This window comes from Thalassotalea marina, from assembly GCF_014656435.1.
Lineage (GTDB): Bacteria > Pseudomonadota > Gammaproteobacteria > Enterobacterales > Alteromonadaceae > Thalassotalea_C > Thalassotalea_C marina.
The window spans coordinates 305973-321659 of sequence record NZ_BNCK01000003.1; the positions used below are offsets into that span (position 1 = coordinate 305973).

General features: G+C 40.5%; 19 protein-coding genes. 8 read left to right on the plus strand and 11 right to left on the minus strand.

The window, feature by feature from the left end; all coding sequences use genetic code 11:
• Positions 1 to 10 precede the first annotated feature (10 nt).
• Positions 11 to 472, plus strand: a complete 462-nt coding sequence (locus IE199_RS07825; protein WP_189768923.1) for a methyltransferase family protein — start codon at positions 11 to 13, stop codon at positions 470 to 472.
• Complete coding sequence (locus tag IE199_RS07830) at positions 469 to 1455, plus strand: WD40 repeat domain-containing protein (RefSeq protein ID WP_189768925.1); 987 nt, start codon at positions 469 to 471, stop codon at positions 1453 to 1455. The genes IE199_RS07825 and IE199_RS07830 overlap by 4 nt, the downstream gene beginning before the upstream one ends.
• 7 nt (positions 1456 to 1462) lie before the next feature.
• Here the strand turns inward: IE199_RS07830 and IE199_RS07835 are convergent, their stop codons facing one another.
• From IE199_RS07835 to IE199_RS07850, 4 genes are all read right to left on the minus strand, one after another.
• A complete protein-coding gene (locus IE199_RS07835; protein ID WP_229854600.1) occupies positions 1463 to 2284 on the minus strand; it encodes a kinase in 822 nt (273 codons plus the stop codon).
• A 143-nt stretch (positions 2285 to 2427) separates the two neighbouring features.
• Entirely contained in the window at positions 2428 to 3261 is an 834-nt protein-coding gene (gene fghA / locus IE199_RS07840; protein WP_189768929.1) for an S-formylglutathione hydrolase, read from the minus strand.
• Between the two features lie 11 nt (positions 3262 to 3272).
• Positions 3273 to 4421 (minus strand): S-(hydroxymethyl)glutathione dehydrogenase/class III alcohol dehydrogenase, encoded by a 1149-nt coding sequence (locus tag IE199_RS07845; protein ID WP_189768931.1) that lies wholly within the window; start codon positions 4419 to 4421, stop codon positions 3273 to 3275.
• 83 nt (positions 4422 to 4504) lie between these two features.
• Positions 4505 to 4912: a helix-turn-helix domain-containing protein gene (locus tag IE199_RS07850; protein WP_189768933.1), complete on the minus strand. Its 408-nt coding sequence runs from the start codon at positions 4910 to 4912 to the stop codon at positions 4505 to 4507.
• Positions 4913 to 4992: 80 nt separating this feature from the next.
• On the opposite strand from IE199_RS07850, the gene IE199_RS07855 reads away from it, so the two are divergent.
• Positions 4993 to 5481: a DUF2938 domain-containing protein gene (locus tag IE199_RS07855; RefSeq protein ID WP_189768935.1), complete on the plus strand. Its 489-nt coding sequence runs from the start codon at positions 4993 to 4995 to the stop codon at positions 5479 to 5481.
• A 63-nt stretch (positions 5482 to 5544) separates the two neighbouring features.
• On the opposite strand, the gene cydB is transcribed toward IE199_RS07855, so the two are convergent.
• The 3 genes from cydB to IE199_RS07870 all read right to left on the minus strand — a co-directional run bounded on the left by cydB (position 5545) and on the right by IE199_RS07870 (position 8558).
• The gene (gene cydB / locus IE199_RS07860; RefSeq protein ID WP_189768937.1) at positions 5545 to 6543 is read right to left on the minus strand and encodes a cytochrome d ubiquinol oxidase subunit II; all 999 of its coding nucleotides are present in this window, start codon (positions 6541 to 6543) and stop codon (positions 5545 to 5547) included.
• Positions 6536 to 7912, minus strand: a complete 1377-nt coding sequence (locus IE199_RS07865; RefSeq protein WP_189768939.1) for a cytochrome ubiquinol oxidase subunit I — start codon at positions 7910 to 7912, stop codon at positions 6536 to 6538. Before IE199_RS07865 ends, cydB begins: the two co-directional genes overlap by 8 nt.
• A gap of 91 nt (positions 7913 to 8003) precedes the next feature.
• A complete protein-coding gene (locus IE199_RS07870; RefSeq protein ID WP_189768941.1) occupies positions 8004 to 8558 on the minus strand; it encodes a GbsR/MarR family transcriptional regulator in 555 nt (184 codons plus the stop codon).
• A gap of 333 nt (positions 8559 to 8891) precedes the next feature.
• Between IE199_RS07870 and ubiD the strand changes: the two genes are divergently transcribed.
• A complete protein-coding gene (gene ubiD / locus IE199_RS07875; protein ID WP_189768943.1) occupies positions 8892 to 10388 on the plus strand; it encodes a 4-hydroxy-3-polyprenylbenzoate decarboxylase in 1497 nt (498 codons plus the stop codon).
• Positions 10389 to 10421: 33 nt separating this feature from the next.
• A complete protein-coding gene (gene fre, locus IE199_RS07880; protein ID WP_189768945.1) occupies positions 10422 to 11117 on the plus strand; it encodes an NAD(P)H-flavin reductase in 696 nt (231 codons plus the stop codon).
• 33 nt (positions 11118 to 11150) lie between these two features.
• Here the strand turns inward: fre and IE199_RS07885 are convergent, their stop codons facing one another.
• Positions 11151 to 11834, minus strand: coding sequence for a DUF2982 domain-containing protein (locus tag IE199_RS07885; protein ID WP_189768947.1), 684 nt, complete (start codon positions 11832 to 11834; stop codon positions 11151 to 11153).
• Between the two features lie 74 nt (positions 11835 to 11908).
• Here IE199_RS07885 and IE199_RS07890 point away from each other — a divergent pair, with 74 nt between their 5' ends.
• Entirely contained in the window at positions 11909 to 12097 is a 189-nt protein-coding gene (locus IE199_RS07890) for an alternative ribosome-rescue factor A (protein ID WP_189768949.1), read from the plus strand.
• Between the two features lie 152 nt (positions 12098 to 12249).
• Positions 12250 to 12615 carry a hypothetical protein gene (locus tag IE199_RS07895; RefSeq protein WP_189768951.1) on the plus strand — a complete coding sequence of 122 codons (366 nt, stop codon included), beginning with the start codon at positions 12250 to 12252 and terminating at the stop codon, positions 12613 to 12615.
• 429 nt (positions 12616 to 13044) lie between these two features.
• On the opposite strand, the gene bfr (IE199_RS07900) is transcribed toward IE199_RS07895, so the two are convergent.
• From bfr (IE199_RS07900) to IE199_RS07910, 3 genes are all read right to left on the minus strand, one after another.
• Entirely contained in the window at positions 13045 to 13512 is a 468-nt protein-coding gene (gene bfr, locus IE199_RS07900) for a bacterioferritin (RefSeq protein WP_189768953.1), read from the minus strand.
• A 9-nt stretch (positions 13513 to 13521) separates the two neighbouring features.
• Positions 13522 to 13986 (minus strand): bacterioferritin, encoded by a 465-nt coding sequence (gene bfr, locus IE199_RS07905; RefSeq protein ID WP_189768955.1) that lies wholly within the window; start codon positions 13984 to 13986, stop codon positions 13522 to 13524.
• A 181-nt stretch (positions 13987 to 14167) separates the two neighbouring features.
• On the minus strand, positions 14168 to 14362 hold the full coding sequence (locus tag IE199_RS07910) for a bacterioferritin-associated ferredoxin (RefSeq protein WP_189768957.1): 195 nt from the start codon (positions 14360 to 14362) through the stop codon (positions 14168 to 14170).
• Between the two features lie 172 nt (positions 14363 to 14534).
• Between IE199_RS07910 and chrA the strand changes: the two genes are divergently transcribed.
• Positions 14535 to 15683 (plus strand): chromate efflux transporter, encoded by a 1149-nt coding sequence (gene chrA / locus IE199_RS07915; protein ID WP_189768959.1) that lies wholly within the window; start codon positions 14535 to 14537, stop codon positions 15681 to 15683.
• Positions 15684 to 15687 lie beyond the last annotated feature (4 nt).

Consider the following 15687-nt stretch of genomic DNA (forward strand, 5'->3'; position numbering starts at 1 on the left):
CAATCTCCCCATGAAAGTGTTAGAACTAAAAGTGCCCCCCGTTTTATTAATGCTAATATTTGCCATTGCCATTTGGTTTAGCCAGCCATTGTTGCCACAAGTGATCCAACCCAGCACGGCAACGTTGATAGTGGCGTTGGTATTAATGTTTGCAGGTATTTTAATCGCGTTGTTGGGTGTTTACGCTTTCAAAAAAGCACAAACCACTGTTGATCCAACCAAGCCGGACGCTAGCTCAAGTTTGGTCAGTTCGGGAATTTATCAGCTTACGCGCAACCCTATGTATGTTGGTTTTAGCTTATGTTTAGCGGCATTTTCTGTGTATTTAGCTAGCCCTTTTTCATTATTTTTAGTGGTGTTATTTGGCTGGTATTTAAAACGTTTTCAAATTATGCCAGAAGAGCGCATTTTACAAGGTAAATTTGGTCAACCTTATCAAGATTATTGTCAGCAAGTAAGGCGTTGGTTATGAGAACTTATTTACAGCGACTAGCCATTGTTACCGCGCTTATGGTGTTAGCAGCTTGTAGTAAACAAGTAGTTTATACCTCAGAAGCTGAAGTTACCCAGCGCTATACAGACAATATTATCAAGGCAGCTGACATCAGTGACGATGGGCAATTTACCCTTTGGAGCGATAACCAGATTGTTTGTCTTTGGGATAACATCAACAATAAAAAGCAATATTGTTTAGAAGGATTAGAAGCACAACTGATTGAGCTACTTGGGATCTCAGCGTCTAAACAATTTTTTTATACATCAAATCGCGTAAATGTTCATTTGTACGATCTCAAAACCGGGCGCTTAATGGCCGTGTGGTCAGCCGGAGACAACATTATTAACGATATCGCCATGGCGAAAAACGACAGCACTTTAGTCTTTGGATTTCGCAACGGTCAAGCCAGTGTAGTATCAGTAAAAAGTAATAAAGTCAGTACCTTTACACCACATCGTCTCGACATTAACAGTGTAAGCATTTCAGCTGATGGCAGTAAAGCATTCACTGGCTCAAGTGATAAACAAGCAGCTTTATGGAATACCGCAAATGGTGAAATTCTAAAAAGTTTTAATCATCAAACGCGAGTCAACCACGTGACCTTAAGCGATGATGCAAACATTGCCTATACCCTAGATGCCATTCGTGACCGATTTTTCTGGCAAGTAGAGCAACAAACTCAGCTGGCAGAGCTTGGTACGCCAATAAAGTTTATTGAATTCAATGATGCCTGTTTTGATAAACAAAACAAATGGTTATTAAGTGGTTCACCTAAACAAAAACTGATATTGTGGCAAGTCAAAGACGGCTTAAAACTGGCAGAGTGGCAAACGTTTAAAATAGAAAATAGAGACCGCGCATCAGTCATTGCTGTGGCCATTGTTAACGATAAACTCGTGGCGTCATTTACCAGTGACGGGGTTTACCAAACATGGCCAGTACATTTAGTTAAAAACTAATACTGCGTTATCTTTTAGCAAGTCTAAAGTTTGCAACGGTACGTTGCGGCGTGAACTCAACTAAACAATTTGCTTTTTTGGGCATACAAGTGAAGCTGTGCTCGGTTAGACGTTGAAAGTAGCTAACAAAATGAGCCACGTCTGCGTCTGACATCACTTTGTCTTGCTGCAAACTGTTACGTTTTAATTGATGTTCTTGCTGTAAGCGCCATTGATAAACACAATCAAACGATGGTGCTTTTAAATAAATCCAATAATCCATTAGTTCAAATAAAGGCGAATAAGCTTGCGCTAATTGGCGATTGACGTAGCTGCGCCATTGAGCCTTTTGATCTTGTTGACGTTCCAAATCATTAACAGGTGTTGATAATTCACCAGCTGTTTGTGGCTCAGTTCCCCAACACCAACCTTCTATTAGCACAATATCGGCACTTTGTTGCACGTAACTCCAGTTGTTGGGTAGTTCTGGTTCATCCGTTGCCTTGTTAAAGCGGGGAATCACAACGTCTTGTTCGCCTTTAGCCAATTTTGATAAAACGACAGTTAACTGATTAATATCGTGAGTGCCTGGCACACCGCGTGTTGCCAATAATGGGTGCTCTTGTTTGGCCAACTTGCGACGCTGTTCACCAGGATAATAAAAGTCATCCAAAGACATCACTACAACATGCAATTGGCTAGTGTTGATAACGATATGTTCAATAAATGCCGCTAACGTTGACTTACCACTGCCTTGGCAACCATTGATACCGACAAAAAATGGCTTATATTGCTTAGAGCTAAGTTCAATCAGTTGTTTGGCAATTGGCAAGTACACTTGCTTTGCCAATGTTAGAAAACCTTGGGGCAACTGGTGTTGTTGGGCAAAACGGGTCAACAAGTTCATCAATAATTAAAAAGGGCCAGCCTAGAAAAACAAAAAAGGAGCATCGATATATTCAGCTCCTTTTAACATAACTCATCTTGGCCGTTTTAATCCATTAAACACTTATGGTGGAACGCTAAATGCTGGTCGATAAACGTTGAGATAAAGTAATAGCTGTGATCGTAACCTGGCTGCATTCTCAATTCTAACGCCGACCCGTGCTCATTAGCTGCACGTACTAAATTAGTAGGCTTTAACTGCTCTTTTAAAAAGTTATCGGCATCACCTTGGTCAACCAACATTGGTAATACCGCGTGTTTGTCGCTAAGCAACTCACAAGCGTCGTATTGTTTCCATGTTTGTTTATCTTCTCCCAAATAGGCGCTGAATGCCTTTTGCCCCCAAGGACAGTTAATGGGGTTGGTAATGGGACTAAATGCCGAAATTGAACAATAGCGTTCAGCATTGCGCAGACCTATCACCAAAGCACCATGACCGCCCATGCTATGCCCAGCGATACTTCGGCGATCACTGACGGGAAAGTTTGCTTCAATCAACTTTGGTAACTCTTTGACAATGTAGTCATACATTTGAAAATGTTCTGCCCACGGCGCTTGTGTGGCGTTAACATAAAAACCTGCACCTTGCCCTAAGTCATAAGCATCATCATTGGCAACCGAATCACCTCTGGGGCTAGTATCTGGCGCTACTATCGCAATACCAAGTTCCGCCGCCTTACGAAATGCTCCCGCTTTTTGCACAAAGTTTTCGTCAGTACAGGTTAAACCTGATAGCCAGTAAAGCACAGGAACCGGCTTTTTATCACTTGCTGCTTCAGGCAAAAATACCGAAAAGCGCATATCACCTTTCACCGTTGACGACTGGTGACTATATTGCAAATAGCGGCCACCAAAGGTTTTTGATTCATTCAATAACTTCATGGTAAATCCTGTTACATCGACATATGCACAACTGATCGAATGCTCTTACCCTCATGCATTAAGTCGAACGCTTGGTTAATGTCACTTAATGGCATGGTATGGGTAATAAACTCTTGTAAGCCAAACTCACCTGCCAAATATTGTTCAACAATGCCTGGTAATTCTGAACGCCCCTTCACGCCACCAAATGCCGTGCCACGCCATACGCGGCCAGTTACTAGCTGAAAAGGTCTAGTTGAAATTTCTTGGCCAGCACCAGCAACACCAATAATGACCGATTCCCCCCAGCCTTTGTGGCAACACTCTAATGCTTGACGCATAACATTCACGTTACCAATACATTCAAACGAATAATCAACGCCGCCGTCCGTTAGTTCCACAATATATTCTTGAATTGGCTTATCAATTTCAGTTGGGTTAATGACATCTGTGGCGCCTAACTGTTTAGCTAAGTCAAATTTGCTGTCGTTAATATCAACACCAATAATACGACTTGCACCTGCCATGCGAGCACCAATAATCGCTGACAAACCAATTCCACCTAAGCCAAAAATTGCGACGGTATCACCCGCCTTAACTTTGGCCGTATTTAATACTGCACCCATGCCAGTAGTAACACCACAGCCTAATAGACAGACTTCTTCTAATGGCGCAGTTTCATTTACTTTTGCTAGGCTAATTTCAGGTAAAACCGTGTACTCGGAAAAGGTTGAGCACCCCATGTAGTGATAAATAGTTTTACCATCTTTTGAAAATCGTGACGTGCCATCAGGCATTAAACCTTTACCTTGAGTTTCTCGGACGGCTTGGCATAAGTTGGTTTTTCCCGACTTACAAAACTTACACTCGCGACACTCAGCGGTATACAGTGGAATAACGTGATCGCCAACTGATACACTGGTGACACCTTCGCCCACCATTTCAACAATGCCACCACCTTCATGGCCTAAAATAGCAGGAAATACACCTTCAGGATCATCACCTGACAAGGTGAAAGCATCCGTATGACAGACACCTGAGGCAACAATTCTGACCAACACTTCGCCAGCTTTTGGCAATTCTACATCCACTTCTTCCATTACCAGTGGTTCGCCAGCTGCCCAAGCTACAGCGGCTTTTGATTTAATTGAGGTTTGTCCGGGTGCAATAGTTAATGACATGAGATGTCCTTGTTAGCTTTTATTTATTTTAAGTACGACAAAGTATAGAGCCCTTGATCAATTGCCTAAAGCAAAAATCATATTTATTTCTCTTTTGCGGCAAATCGCTCGACCACTTTCAGTAATTGCTGGAAAGACGGGCAAGCTAAGTGATCTTCATTTGGACACGTTACCACATGTTGCATAGTGTCTTTTACCAGAGAGAGCTTTTTTATTGTCTGCGCTAATTCATCAACTTTGTTTTGTAGCATGTCACGGTCAATCGCTAAATCTCGTTTATTGGTAAACATGGTGGCGATTTCGTCAAGCGTAAGCCCAGCCATACGCCCTAAATTAATCAAGGTTAAGGTTTGTAGAACTTGCGGTTCGTATTGCCGCCTTAAACCATGACGCGACACCGATCTAATCAAACCCTTTTGTTCGTAAAAACGCAGTGCTGACGCTTTCACGCCACTGGCTTTAACAACTTTTCCAATATCTAATAATTTCATCTTGACCTAAAGTTAACTTCAAGTTGCATGCTAATAGCCAATCTATCAAGCCACTATTTTTCAAACAAGGGGATTGGCACATGAATTATGAAACTATTTATTTCGCGGTATTAATTGGCATTGGCGCTACCATCACTATGGATATTTGGGCTTGGCTTAAACGCGTACTGTTTAATCAAGCATCTCTAGATTATCGCTTGGTTGGCCGTTGGGTTTTACATTGGTTTTGTTTAACCTTTTCCCATCAGAGTATTCAACAAGCACAAGTTAAATCAGGTGAACTTGCCGTAGGTTGGTTAGTTCATTATTTAACAGGTATTGTATTTGCCTTTGGATTTGTTGCTGTTTGGGGTGATCAATGGACATCGCCAGAATTTATTCCCGCAATTATCACTGGGGTTGCCACTATTGTTTTTCCGCTATTTGTCATGCAACCCTCTTTTGGTATGGGAATAGCAGCCCGTAAAACACCAAAGCCTTGGTTAGCTCGCAAAAATGCGCTGATCACTCATAGTATTTTTGGTTTAGGCTTATATTTCAGCTCCTTGCTAATTTATTGGATTCTTTAAAATCATGATGAAAGGTTAGCCACTTACACCTTGCAAGTGGCTAACAATTTTTGATTTTTTAGCTTAGTAGTAACGTAAGTCTTGTACTTTTCCCCAAAATACTCGATACGAATAGGCGGTATAACACAAGATAGTTGGCACCACGACAATAGCACCGTAGAGGATAAAGTTAAGTGCTTCCGGCGCTGCAACCGATTCCCATATGGTCAGTTGGTTTGGCACTATGTATGGAAAGAAGCTAAACGCTAACCCAAAAAAGCTTAAGCTAAAAATAAATACCACGATAAAAAATGGTAATCCAGAGCCCGGTTCAGATTGTTTAGCCAAGTGATTTAAAACCAGTCGACAAATAACAAATAACACACAACACACCATAGGTAAGGGCAATAAAAACATAGCATACGGCCAAGAGAACCACTTTTGATACACTTCAGGGTTTACCCATAAGTTAACCGCAGATACCAGTAAAATACCAACAAAGGTGATCACGACACTGCGTTGAGCAATTTTAATTGCTTTTTGCTGTAGCTCACCCTCAGTTTTCATCACCAGCCAAGTTGCACCAATTAACATATAAGCGCTAGCAACTCCCACGGCACTTAAAATGGCAAAGATAGTGGCACTAAATGAGTCTTCAAATCCTGTAACATATAGCCCCAACATGTAGCCTTGTGCTAAAGAAGCGATATATGAGCCAAGCTTAAAAAGTTTGTTCCACGTACGGCGATATGAAACGGCAGCTTTAGCGCGAAAATCAAACGCTACGCCCCGTAAAATAAGCCCAATGAGCATAACAGCAGAAGGCAAATACAAGGCTTTTAGCACTAAGCTATGCGCCATTGGAAAAGCAATGAGCAATAAACCAACCGCCAAGACCAGCCAGGTTTCATTGGCGTCCCAAAATGGTCCAATGGAAGCAATCATAGTATCTGCTTCTTTTGGCGCATCTTTGGGAATAAGCATACCTACCCCCAAGTCATAGCCATCTAATACCACGTACATGAGTGTGGCTAGCCCCATCAAGCCAACAAAAATTACCGCTAAGGTTTCTTGATCAAACATGGTTTGCCTCCACTTTTCTGTCTTCCAGTACATCGTTCAGCATATTTGGCTCTCTCATTTCATATTCTTCCACTTCAACACTGCGGCGTGCCATTAAAAATACCGTATGTAAATACGCTACCAATAAGCCACAATACACCAATGCATACATAGTCAAACTCAATACCACATTACTAGGCGCTATATCGGTTACAGCTTCTTTCACGGTCAGTACACCACTAACCAAATATGGCTGACGACCAATTTCAGTGACATACCAGCCAGCCAAGGTGGCAATCCAACCTGAAAAGCTCATTGCCACGAGTATTTTTAGCAACAAAGGTGAGGGAGTTTTTTTACGGTGAACCACAAAACTGCCCCACCACGACATAATGATCATTAATAATCCCAAGCCCACCATAACGCGGAAGCCAAAAAATACTGGTTTTACTGGCGGGTGTTCACCAACAAACTCATTTAGCCCTTTAAGTTCACCATCAAGTTCATGTGTTAAAATCAAACTCGCTAAGTTAGGAATGCCTATTTCAAAATGGTTTGTTCGATTTTCCTCGTCTGGGATAGCAAAAAGTAGTAGCGGCACACCTTTTTCTGTTTCCCATGCTCCTTCCATGGCTGCAACTTTTTGTGGTTGATGTTTGAGTGTGTTTAAGCCATGCAAATCTCCGACAAATGCTTGCAGTGGCGCTAACACAGCAGCGACAGTAATCGCTATTTTTAACGTCAATCGAGGCGCTTTTTTATCATCACCTTTGATGATTCGATAGGCACTGATACCTGCTATTAAAAACGCTGCCGTTAAGCCAGACGCTATCAACATATGGAAAAATCGATAAGGAAAAGACGGGTTAAAAATCACGGCAAACCAATCCACCGGGTATACCACACCATCTCTTAGCTCAAAGCCGGTTGGCGTTTGCATCCAAGAGTTTAAACTGAGGATCCAAAAAGCAGACATAGTTGTACCAACGGCAACAACAATTGTGGCTAAGGTATGCACTTTTGGTGGTACCCGATTCATGCCAAATAACATAATGCCTAAAAACGTTGCCTCTAAAAAGAAGGCGGTTAATACTTCGTAACCTAGTAAAGGCCCAGCAATATTACCGACACGTTCCATAAAACCAGGCCAGTTAGTACCAAACTGGAAAGACATGGTAATTCCACTTACCACACCTAACGCAAAAGATAAGGCAAAAATTTTCACCCAGAATCGATAGGCGCGCATCCAGACAGGATGACCCGTTTGATCAAATCGCACCTTAAAAAACACTAAAAACCAACACATGGCAATGGTGATCGTTGGGAAAAGAATATGAAAACTAATGTTCACGGCAAATTGGATCCGTGAGAGCATTTCAGTATCTAACATGCGTTACCTCCGCAAAAATTAGGCACAAGTGTGCCCGCAGCAAAACCTTAGCCCTGCTGTAACTAGATAAAATAACAAATGAAAAAAAGGTTTAGTCGGCGCTACCCGTTTTCACGATCCTGTCTTTCAGGTCAAGAATACGCACCACGCCAGAGCCCAACTTCATCAAAGTCGTTAACTTTTCCGGACTGATGCTTTGTAACTCAGCAGTCCATTTGGTTAACGTTTCCAATAACTGGTGGATTTCATCCATGCGTTGATGAGCATACGCTTCTTGCGCGTTGGCTGGATCATCAAGCAAAGCGTCACGAAGTAATGATAAGGTGGGATCAACTTCACGTTTACTGCGCTCTTCAAATACCCGATTAGCTAACTCCCAAATACTGCCAGCAGGAAGATAGTAATCTTTGCGATCGCCCGCTATATGTTGAGTTGACACTAAACGCCAAGATTGGAGCTCTTTTATGCCCATGCTGACATTGCCGCGAGAAATGCTCAAAGTCTCACCGATCTCATTGGCAGATAACGGTTTTTCACTCATCACGAGTAAACCCATAATTTGCCCTATCGTTCGGTTAAACCCCCAGCGACTGCCCATTTCGCCACAATGCATCACAAAGCTTTCGATTTTTGGTGACAAGTTCATCTTTCTAAAGTTTCAATAATTTCTGAACGTTTAAAATATTAGTGTATTTATTGATCTAGATCAATAGATAAAGTTAGCTGTTTTTACCTTAATCAGCAAAAAGTTGCGTTAAATACATCTAATAACAAATAAGCTGTAATGCCATTATATTAAGTACAGTTTCTCCAGTAATTAGAATAGGCAAACTATCTATGCTTAACCCACTGGCCTTTGAAGAGTTAAACACTTATTTACAACATGTGTTTGGTTAAGCGACTTTTTGTTGTGTTTTTAAACGACAAATTGCGCTAAATGTTGTAGTATTCGCGCCTCAATGAGGAAATATCTATTACGATGAAATATAGCGATTTAAGAGACTTTATCAGCCAGTTAGAAAAGTTAGGTGAGTTAAAACGCATTAGCATGCCAGTTTCAACTGACTTAATGATGACCGAAATTAGTGATCGAACATTGAGAGCTGGCGGTCCTGCCTTACTTTTTGAAAACCCTGAAGGCTATGATATTCCTGTTTTAACCAATTTATTTGGTACCCCAAAACGTGTCGCCCTTGCTATGGGGCAAACCGACGTTGAAGCATTGCGTGACGTAGGCAAACTATTGGCCATGTTGAAAGAGCCAGAGCCACCTAAAGGCTTTAAAGATGCGCTGGATAAACTCCCCATCTTTAAGCAAGTGCTCAATATGCCAGCTAAAGTGCTAAAAAAAGCACCCTGTCAGGAAGTTGTGTTATCAGGTGAGCAAGTTGATTTAACTAAGTTACCTATTCAGAAATGTTGGCCTGGCGACGTTGCACCTTTGATCACTTGGGGCTTAACCGTCACTAGAGGTCCACACAAAGAGCGACAAAATTTAGGTATTTACCGACAGCAATTGTTGGGACCAAACAAAGTGATTATGCGCTGGTTATCACATCGTGGTGGCGCACTTGACTTTTTAGAGTGGAAAAAGGCACATCCAGGTGAAAAGTACCCTGTTTCTGTGGCTTTAGGTGCAGATCCTGCCACCATTTTAGGCGCGGTAACGCCTGTACCGGATTCTTTATCTGAATATGCCTTTGCCGGTTTGCTACGTGGTAGCAAAACAGAAGTGGTCAACTGTATAAGTAATGACTTACAAGTACCAGCTTCTGCAGAAATTGTGTTGGAAGGTTATATTGATCCAGAGGAAATGGCTCCTGAAGGCCCGTATGGCGACCACACTGGCTATTACAACGAAGTAGATGACTTTCCAGTATTTACCGTAACGCATATCACGCAGCGTAAAGAGCCTATTTACCATAGTACATACACCGGACGTCCGCCTGATGAACCAGCTATTTTAGGTGTTGCATTAAACGAAGTGTTTGTGCCTATTTTACAGAAGCAGTTCCCTGAAATTGTTGATTTTTATTTACCGCCTGAGGGTTGTTCATACCGTTTAGCGGTGGTCACCATGAAGAAGCAATACCCAGGACACGCTAAACGCGTTATGATGGGCGTTTGGTCGTTCCTGCGCCAATTTATGTACACTAAATTTGTCATTGTGTGTGACGACGACGTTAACGCCAGAGATTGGCAAGACGTTATCTGGGCAATGACAACTCGTATGGATCCTGCGCGTGATACTACCCTGGTAGAAAATACGCCAATTGACTATTTAGATTTTGCATCACCTGTTTCAGGTTTAGGCTCAAAAATGGGCATGGATGCAACCAACAAGTGGCCTGGTGAAACCGACCGAGAATGGGGTGAACCCATAGTGATGGATGACAGCATCAAACAGGCCGTAGATGAAATTTGGGATGAACTTGGTATTGAAGATTCACTCAAAAAAGATAATGACAGTAAATAATGTGCATTTAGCACATTAGTAATAGGTTGATAAATGAAACAAATACAGTGTCATGTTGAGTCAATGACGTCGTTGACCGAACACGTATACAAAGTGCTTTTAAAGCCAGCAACACCAGTAGATTTTATTCCAGGGCAATATTTAAATTTTGTCATGAGTGATGAAGACAAACGCCCATTTTCGATTGCTAGTTCACCAAATAATGAGCTAATTGAGTTACAAATTGGTGCTTTTGGTGCTGACAGTTATCCAATGCAAGTCATCGATCGTATAAAAGAATGCGATACAGTAACCATTGAAATTCCACTAGGTAATGCACAATTGCGTACCGAAAGTGATCGTCCACTACTTTTATTAGCCGGTGGTACAGGGTTTTCTTACATCAAATCCATGTTTGAATATTTAGCTCAAACCAAGAGCCAACGCCAAGTGGTTGTTTACTGGGGCTTAAGAGAAGAATCAGCTTGTTATGAGTTAGATAAAACCGCTAACACTATTGCTGAGCTTACTCATGGTCAATTTCATCCAGTCATTGAAACAGCACAAGAAAGCTGGACTGGCAAAGTTGGCATGGTGCATAAAGTGGTTATGAACGATATTGAAAACCTAGCAGATTTTGATATTTACATCGCGGGTCGTTTTGACATGGTAGGGGCTGTTAGAACAGACTTCTTAGCAAAAGGCGCATTAAAAGAGCATATGTTTGCTGACGCTTTTGCTTTTATCTAACCAGCAAAATTTTTCGTAATACAAAAGGGCGTTCTAAACGCCCTCTTGTTGATAACTGACACTCGCCGCTTTACAGTCTCTTAGTAATACCGCAAAGTCATTTAATGGCCTATCTATCGTGCCATTCGCAATAAACAAATGTGCACCTAGCGCTTGTTTAAGTATTTGGCATTGATGTAAAAAGCCGGCTAAAGGTCCTTTAATTTCTTCACCGTCGCTACATTTATACACTTCAAAATTTACGATTGCTTGCTCTGGTTTGATTAATTCATGGCTAACACAATACACCATCAGTGGCTGCTGCTCATGAATTAGATGGTTCGCTAGGCGAAGCGAAATATGATCTTTCAAGTCTTCCAAGGAATTAAGTGTTAAACCGATGTAATTTAATTCTTCCCTCACTATTCCGTGGGTATTGGTGACCGGATGAATAGCACGTATGTTTTGCCAATTCAGTTGCCACTGACCTTTACGGTGCTGAAATAGCAATTTTTCTGGAGAAATATAAAAACTGGTTTCTGGCTCTAACATTTTCAGAATACCCAGTACCGTAATAGCCAACGATAAACCTATCATTAACATTAAAAAAAACTTAGCACTTTGCCAGTAATATTGGCTCATTAAAGCCGCTAATAACAAGGAACTAAAGCCAATAAGAGTAATAAATAAGCTGTTGCATTTAGCCTGTGGTTTAATACGAATTTCTGGCTGATTCATAGTTAAAAATTCTCCTAGGAAAAAGCATCGTAATATCTATATAATAGCGCGGAAATTAACCAAAGGAGAATTTTGTGTCAAAAGGTAAATGTCAAACCTCTAAAGTAGAGCACCAACGAGGTCATATTAAAGATAATGCGTTAGCTGCATTGGTTACATCTAAGATTTTTCGCAGCCAAGTAATGAAAGCGAAAAAAGGCAAGGGGGCTTATGCTAGAAAAGCAAAACATCAAGGTAAAGAGCCTTATTTAATGGTCGCTTAATTAAGCGATTATCAAATAAGGTTCTTATGAACCACAAAGCACATGACAGTAAGCACTATCATGTGCTTTTTTTTGCCTAGTTTGTAATAAACCACAGGCGATATGTACTAATACGACTATTAAAAGTTTTAAAGTTTGCATTGAAGGAAATTATGAAGAAAAACTCAGTCGCTTATTATGTTGTTTTATGTGGTTCATTAGTGCTGACAATTTATCTTTTTGAGCTTTTATTAGGAAAAGTAGAACTAGGCGTTTTACCGCTAATTCCGTACGCGGCATCAGCAGCTATCGGAACCGTTTCTGGCTTGTTATATTTTAAACTTTTCGGTTACCGTGTTACCCGCTTGCAATTTTTATCCGTGATCATTCCAACTTTAATTATTACTGTTCTGTTTGCAAGATCAGGCATCATTCCTCAAGCAGTTTTTCATGATACCTCGATGCTAGTGGCATTAATATTGGTCATCTCTAAAAGCTATGAAAACAACAAGGATAAGTTACAACAAAAAGTGGCCTAACTGTAGGAGGTAATGGTTACCTCCTTTAAACAATATTGACAAAGGAATGTGTTATGAACCATTGTATTTGCCCCAACTGCCAGCAAAAAATTGAGCAAAATAGCTACGCTATGCTGTTTTTTCCTTTTACATGGCACTGCTCACATTGCAAAGCAAGATTAACGCTTAAATCATATAAATTACTGAACATTGCCTTTTTTGCGTATTTATTGCTAGTGATAGCAGCTGTCATTTTTGTCCCTATCATTAGGCAATATGGCATCAGTGTCATATTAAGCGTTCTAGGCTGGCTGTTGTTTTACCAGAAACTAACACCCAAAGTTTTCGATAAGCGTAATATCTCATTGAAATAAAAAATGCCAAGAACAAGCTACTGTTTTTGGCATTTTTCTAGATAAACATTTGTCTATTCTGGGTTTTAGCTCAAATCTACATTTGAGATTGTAAATAATTTTCCAATCCAATTCTTTTGATTAAACCAAGCTGTTGCTCTAACCAGAACGCGTGGTCTACTTCAGTGTCATTGATCAGTGTTTGCAACATATCGCGAGTGACATAATCACGTTTGCTTTCACACAATGCCATCACTTCTTTTAATTTTGCGTCTACCGCGTATTCAACACGTAAATCACTTTCTAGCATGTCAGGCACCTCTCTACCAATTTTTAAACCATCACGCGTGGTCATATCTGGTGTGCCTTCTAAAAACAAAATACGCTCTATTAGTGCTGACGCATGGCCTTTTTCATCATCAAACTCGTGGTCGATACGCTCAAACAACTTGTTAAAGCCCCAATCATGGTACATACGAGAATGAATAAAGTATTGATCCATTGCGGCTAATTCAAACGCGAGTAATTGATTAAGGTTGTCGATAATTTCTTTGTCGCCTTGCATGATATGCTCCTATAACTGCGCTTGCAGGTATTTTTCAATTTTCATTTGTTCAATTTGATACTGCTGTGTTTCGAGCCAATCAATATGCTCTTCTTCACCTTCAAGAATGTCAGTTAACATGTCGCGAGATACATAATCTTGCTGCTGTTCACACAACTCAATTGCCGTTTTAATAATACCAATTTGATTCAATTCAAATTTCATGTCACAAGCCAACATTTCTTCCGTATGTTCGCCGATAGAAAGTGCGCCTAATTGCTGTAAATTAGGTAATCCTTCTAAAAATAAAATGCGTTCAATTAGTTTATCGGCTTGCTTCATATCTAAAATCGATTTTTTGTAGCAAGCATCATTTAATTGACTAAAGCCCCAATTTTTATAAATTCGAGCATGCAAAAAATATTGATTGATGGAAGTCAATTCTGAGGTAAGTACCTTATTTAATTGACTAATAATTTCCGTATTACTTTTCATGACTGGTTACCTGTGGTTTTAGGTTGCGTTCAGTATAGATTAACAAACAAATATTTCAAATTTATTTAATAAAAACAACAGCTTAATACTGATAATGGTTTTCAATACCATTATTACTCCCAATAAAAAAGCCGGCTAAACATAGCCGGCTTTTTTACGAGAGAATTCAGTTATTTTAGGTTTAGCCTACATCTTGGAATAGGCTTTCATCAATGATCGTATCATTAATAATTTGTGCGGCAACTTTACTGCAGCTACCACATTGCGAGGAGATATCTAAGTGCTTTTTCAGCTCTCGCATCGAGCCAACACCAGCATCTAAAACAGCTTGTTTAATCTGTGAATCTGTTATGCCTTTGCACAAACAAACGTACATAGGAACCTCATGAATAATATGAACGCAAGTGATAATAGTTCTTATTATACATACCTGCAAGTACAAATTTTGACTAATTTGCTAATACCTTGATACATCGAGTAATTTAATTTTCACCTAATTATCGTATGATAATTACCTAACTTTATTTTAATGGGAAAACTGCAGCGACATGTGGCAAATTTTTCAATCATTTTTCATTTTAGGGTGCATGTCTTTTGGTGGTCCAGCAGCCCACATTGGATATTTTCATCGAGCTTTTGTTAAAGAAAAACAATGGCTAAATGAACAAGAGTACGCAAGCATGGTGGCACTCAGCCAAATGTTACCAGGGCCCGGTTCAAGCCAAGTATGTTTTGCTTTAGGTCACAAACGAGCTGGAATTACGGGGGCAATTACTGCCTTTATCGCTTTCACTTTACCCTCTTTTTTACTGATGTTAGCTTTTGCGTATTCACACGCCCAGTTAAGTGAAGTGGTTTTTGTTGAGTCTTTGGTTAAAGCACTGAAAGTTGTTGCCGTCATTGTAGTAGCTGATGCAGTAATGAGTATGTTTAACAGTTTTTGCTTAACAAAGGCCACACGAAGTATTGCGTTGATAACAGCGATCGTTTTATTAGTCATACCATCAACTCTTGCGCAAATACTCATGTTAGTCACTGCTGCTATTTACGGCTTTTATTATCTAGGTTCAAAAACATCGACCAAAGAACCTACGCCACATACTAAAATACATAATCGCTGGTTAATCACCTTTATCATTTTCTTTGGTGTCAGTTTTTACTCCATTAATTATCCACCTCTGGATTTGTTTAATCAGTATTTTCAAGCAGGCAGTTTAGTGTTTGGCGGCGGGCATGTTGTTTTGCCTGTCTTGCAATCGATGACCACAGATACCATTAACAGCGATACTTTTTTAGCTGGTTATGCAGCAGCACAAGGTATTCCTGGCCCTATGTTTACCTTGGCCACCTTCTTGGGTTTTATAGAATATTCAACCAACCCTTGGCTGGGTGCCAGCATAGCAACGCTTGCGATATTTTTGCCTGGCTTTTTGTTGATGTTGGCGTTTTTATCTCATTGGCAGGCATTATCACAAAACGTCAAAGTGTCTGGCGTGATCAATGGTGTCAATGCTTGTGTGGTGGGTTTATTGCTTGCTGCCTTGTATCAACCGATTTTTGTCAGCGCAGTGACAAATACAACTGAATTGGCTTTAGTCGTTGCTGGCATCTTATTAATCAGAATATGGCGCTGCTCGATTATCTGGTTGTTGGGTGCCGCTGTGGTAGTTGCTGTAACTACCACTTGGCTAATTTAGCTAC

Excerpts from the sequence above, each read along its gene's own strand:
- IE199_RS07870 (WP_189768941.1), bottom strand. The coding sequence starts at position 8,558 with ATGAACTTGTCACCAAAAATCGAAAGCTTTGTGATGCATTGTGGCGAA.
- bfr (WP_189768953.1), bottom strand. The coding sequence starts at position 13,512 with ATGCAAGGCGACAAAGAAATTATCGACAACCTTAATCAATTACTCGCG.
- IE199_RS07865 (WP_189768939.1), bottom strand. The coding sequence starts at position 7,912 with ATGTTAGATACTGAAATGCTCTCACGGATCCAATTTGCCGTGAACATT.
- IE199_RS07830 (WP_189768925.1), top strand. The coding sequence starts at position 469 with ATGAGAACTTATTTACAGCGACTAGCCATTGTTACCGCGCTTATGGTG.
- cydB (WP_189768937.1), bottom strand. The coding sequence starts at position 6,543 with ATGTTTGATCAAGAAACCTTAGCGGTAATTTTTGTTGGCTTGATGGGG.
- fre (WP_189768945.1), top strand. The coding sequence starts at position 10,422 with ATGAAACAAATACAGTGTCATGTTGAGTCAATGACGTCGTTGACCGAA.
- IE199_RS07910 (WP_189768957.1), bottom strand. The coding sequence starts at position 14,362 with ATGTACGTTTGTTTGTGCAAAGGCATAACAGATTCACAGATTAAACAA.
- chrA (WP_189768959.1), top strand. The coding sequence starts at position 14,535 with ATGTGGCAAATTTTTCAATCATTTTTCATTTTAGGGTGCATGTCTTTT.
- IE199_RS07825 (WP_189768923.1), top strand. The coding sequence starts at position 11 with ATGAAAGTGTTAGAACTAAAAGTGCCCCCCGTTTTATTAATGCTAATA.
- IE199_RS07885 (WP_189768947.1), bottom strand. The coding sequence starts at position 11,834 with ATGAATCAGCCAGAAATTCGTATTAAACCACAGGCTAAATGCAACAGC.
- bfr (WP_189768955.1), bottom strand. The coding sequence starts at position 13,986 with ATGAAAAGTAATACGGAAATTATTAGTCAATTAAATAAGGTACTTACC.
- fghA (WP_189768929.1), bottom strand. The coding sequence starts at position 3,261 with ATGAAGTTATTGAATGAATCAAAAACCTTTGGTGGCCGCTATTTGCAA.
- ubiD (WP_189768943.1), top strand. The coding sequence starts at position 8,892 with ATGAAATATAGCGATTTAAGAGACTTTATCAGCCAGTTAGAAAAGTTA.
- IE199_RS07850 (WP_189768933.1), bottom strand. The coding sequence starts at position 4,912 with ATGAAATTATTAGATATTGGAAAAGTTGTTAAAGCCAGTGGCGTGAAA.
- IE199_RS07855 (WP_189768935.1), top strand. The coding sequence starts at position 4,993 with ATGAATTATGAAACTATTTATTTCGCGGTATTAATTGGCATTGGCGCT.
- IE199_RS07895 (WP_189768951.1), top strand. The coding sequence starts at position 12,250 with ATGAAGAAAAACTCAGTCGCTTATTATGTTGTTTTATGTGGTTCATTA.
- IE199_RS07845 (WP_189768931.1), bottom strand. The coding sequence starts at position 4,421 with ATGTCATTAACTATTGCACCCGGACAAACCTCAATTAAATCAAAAGCC.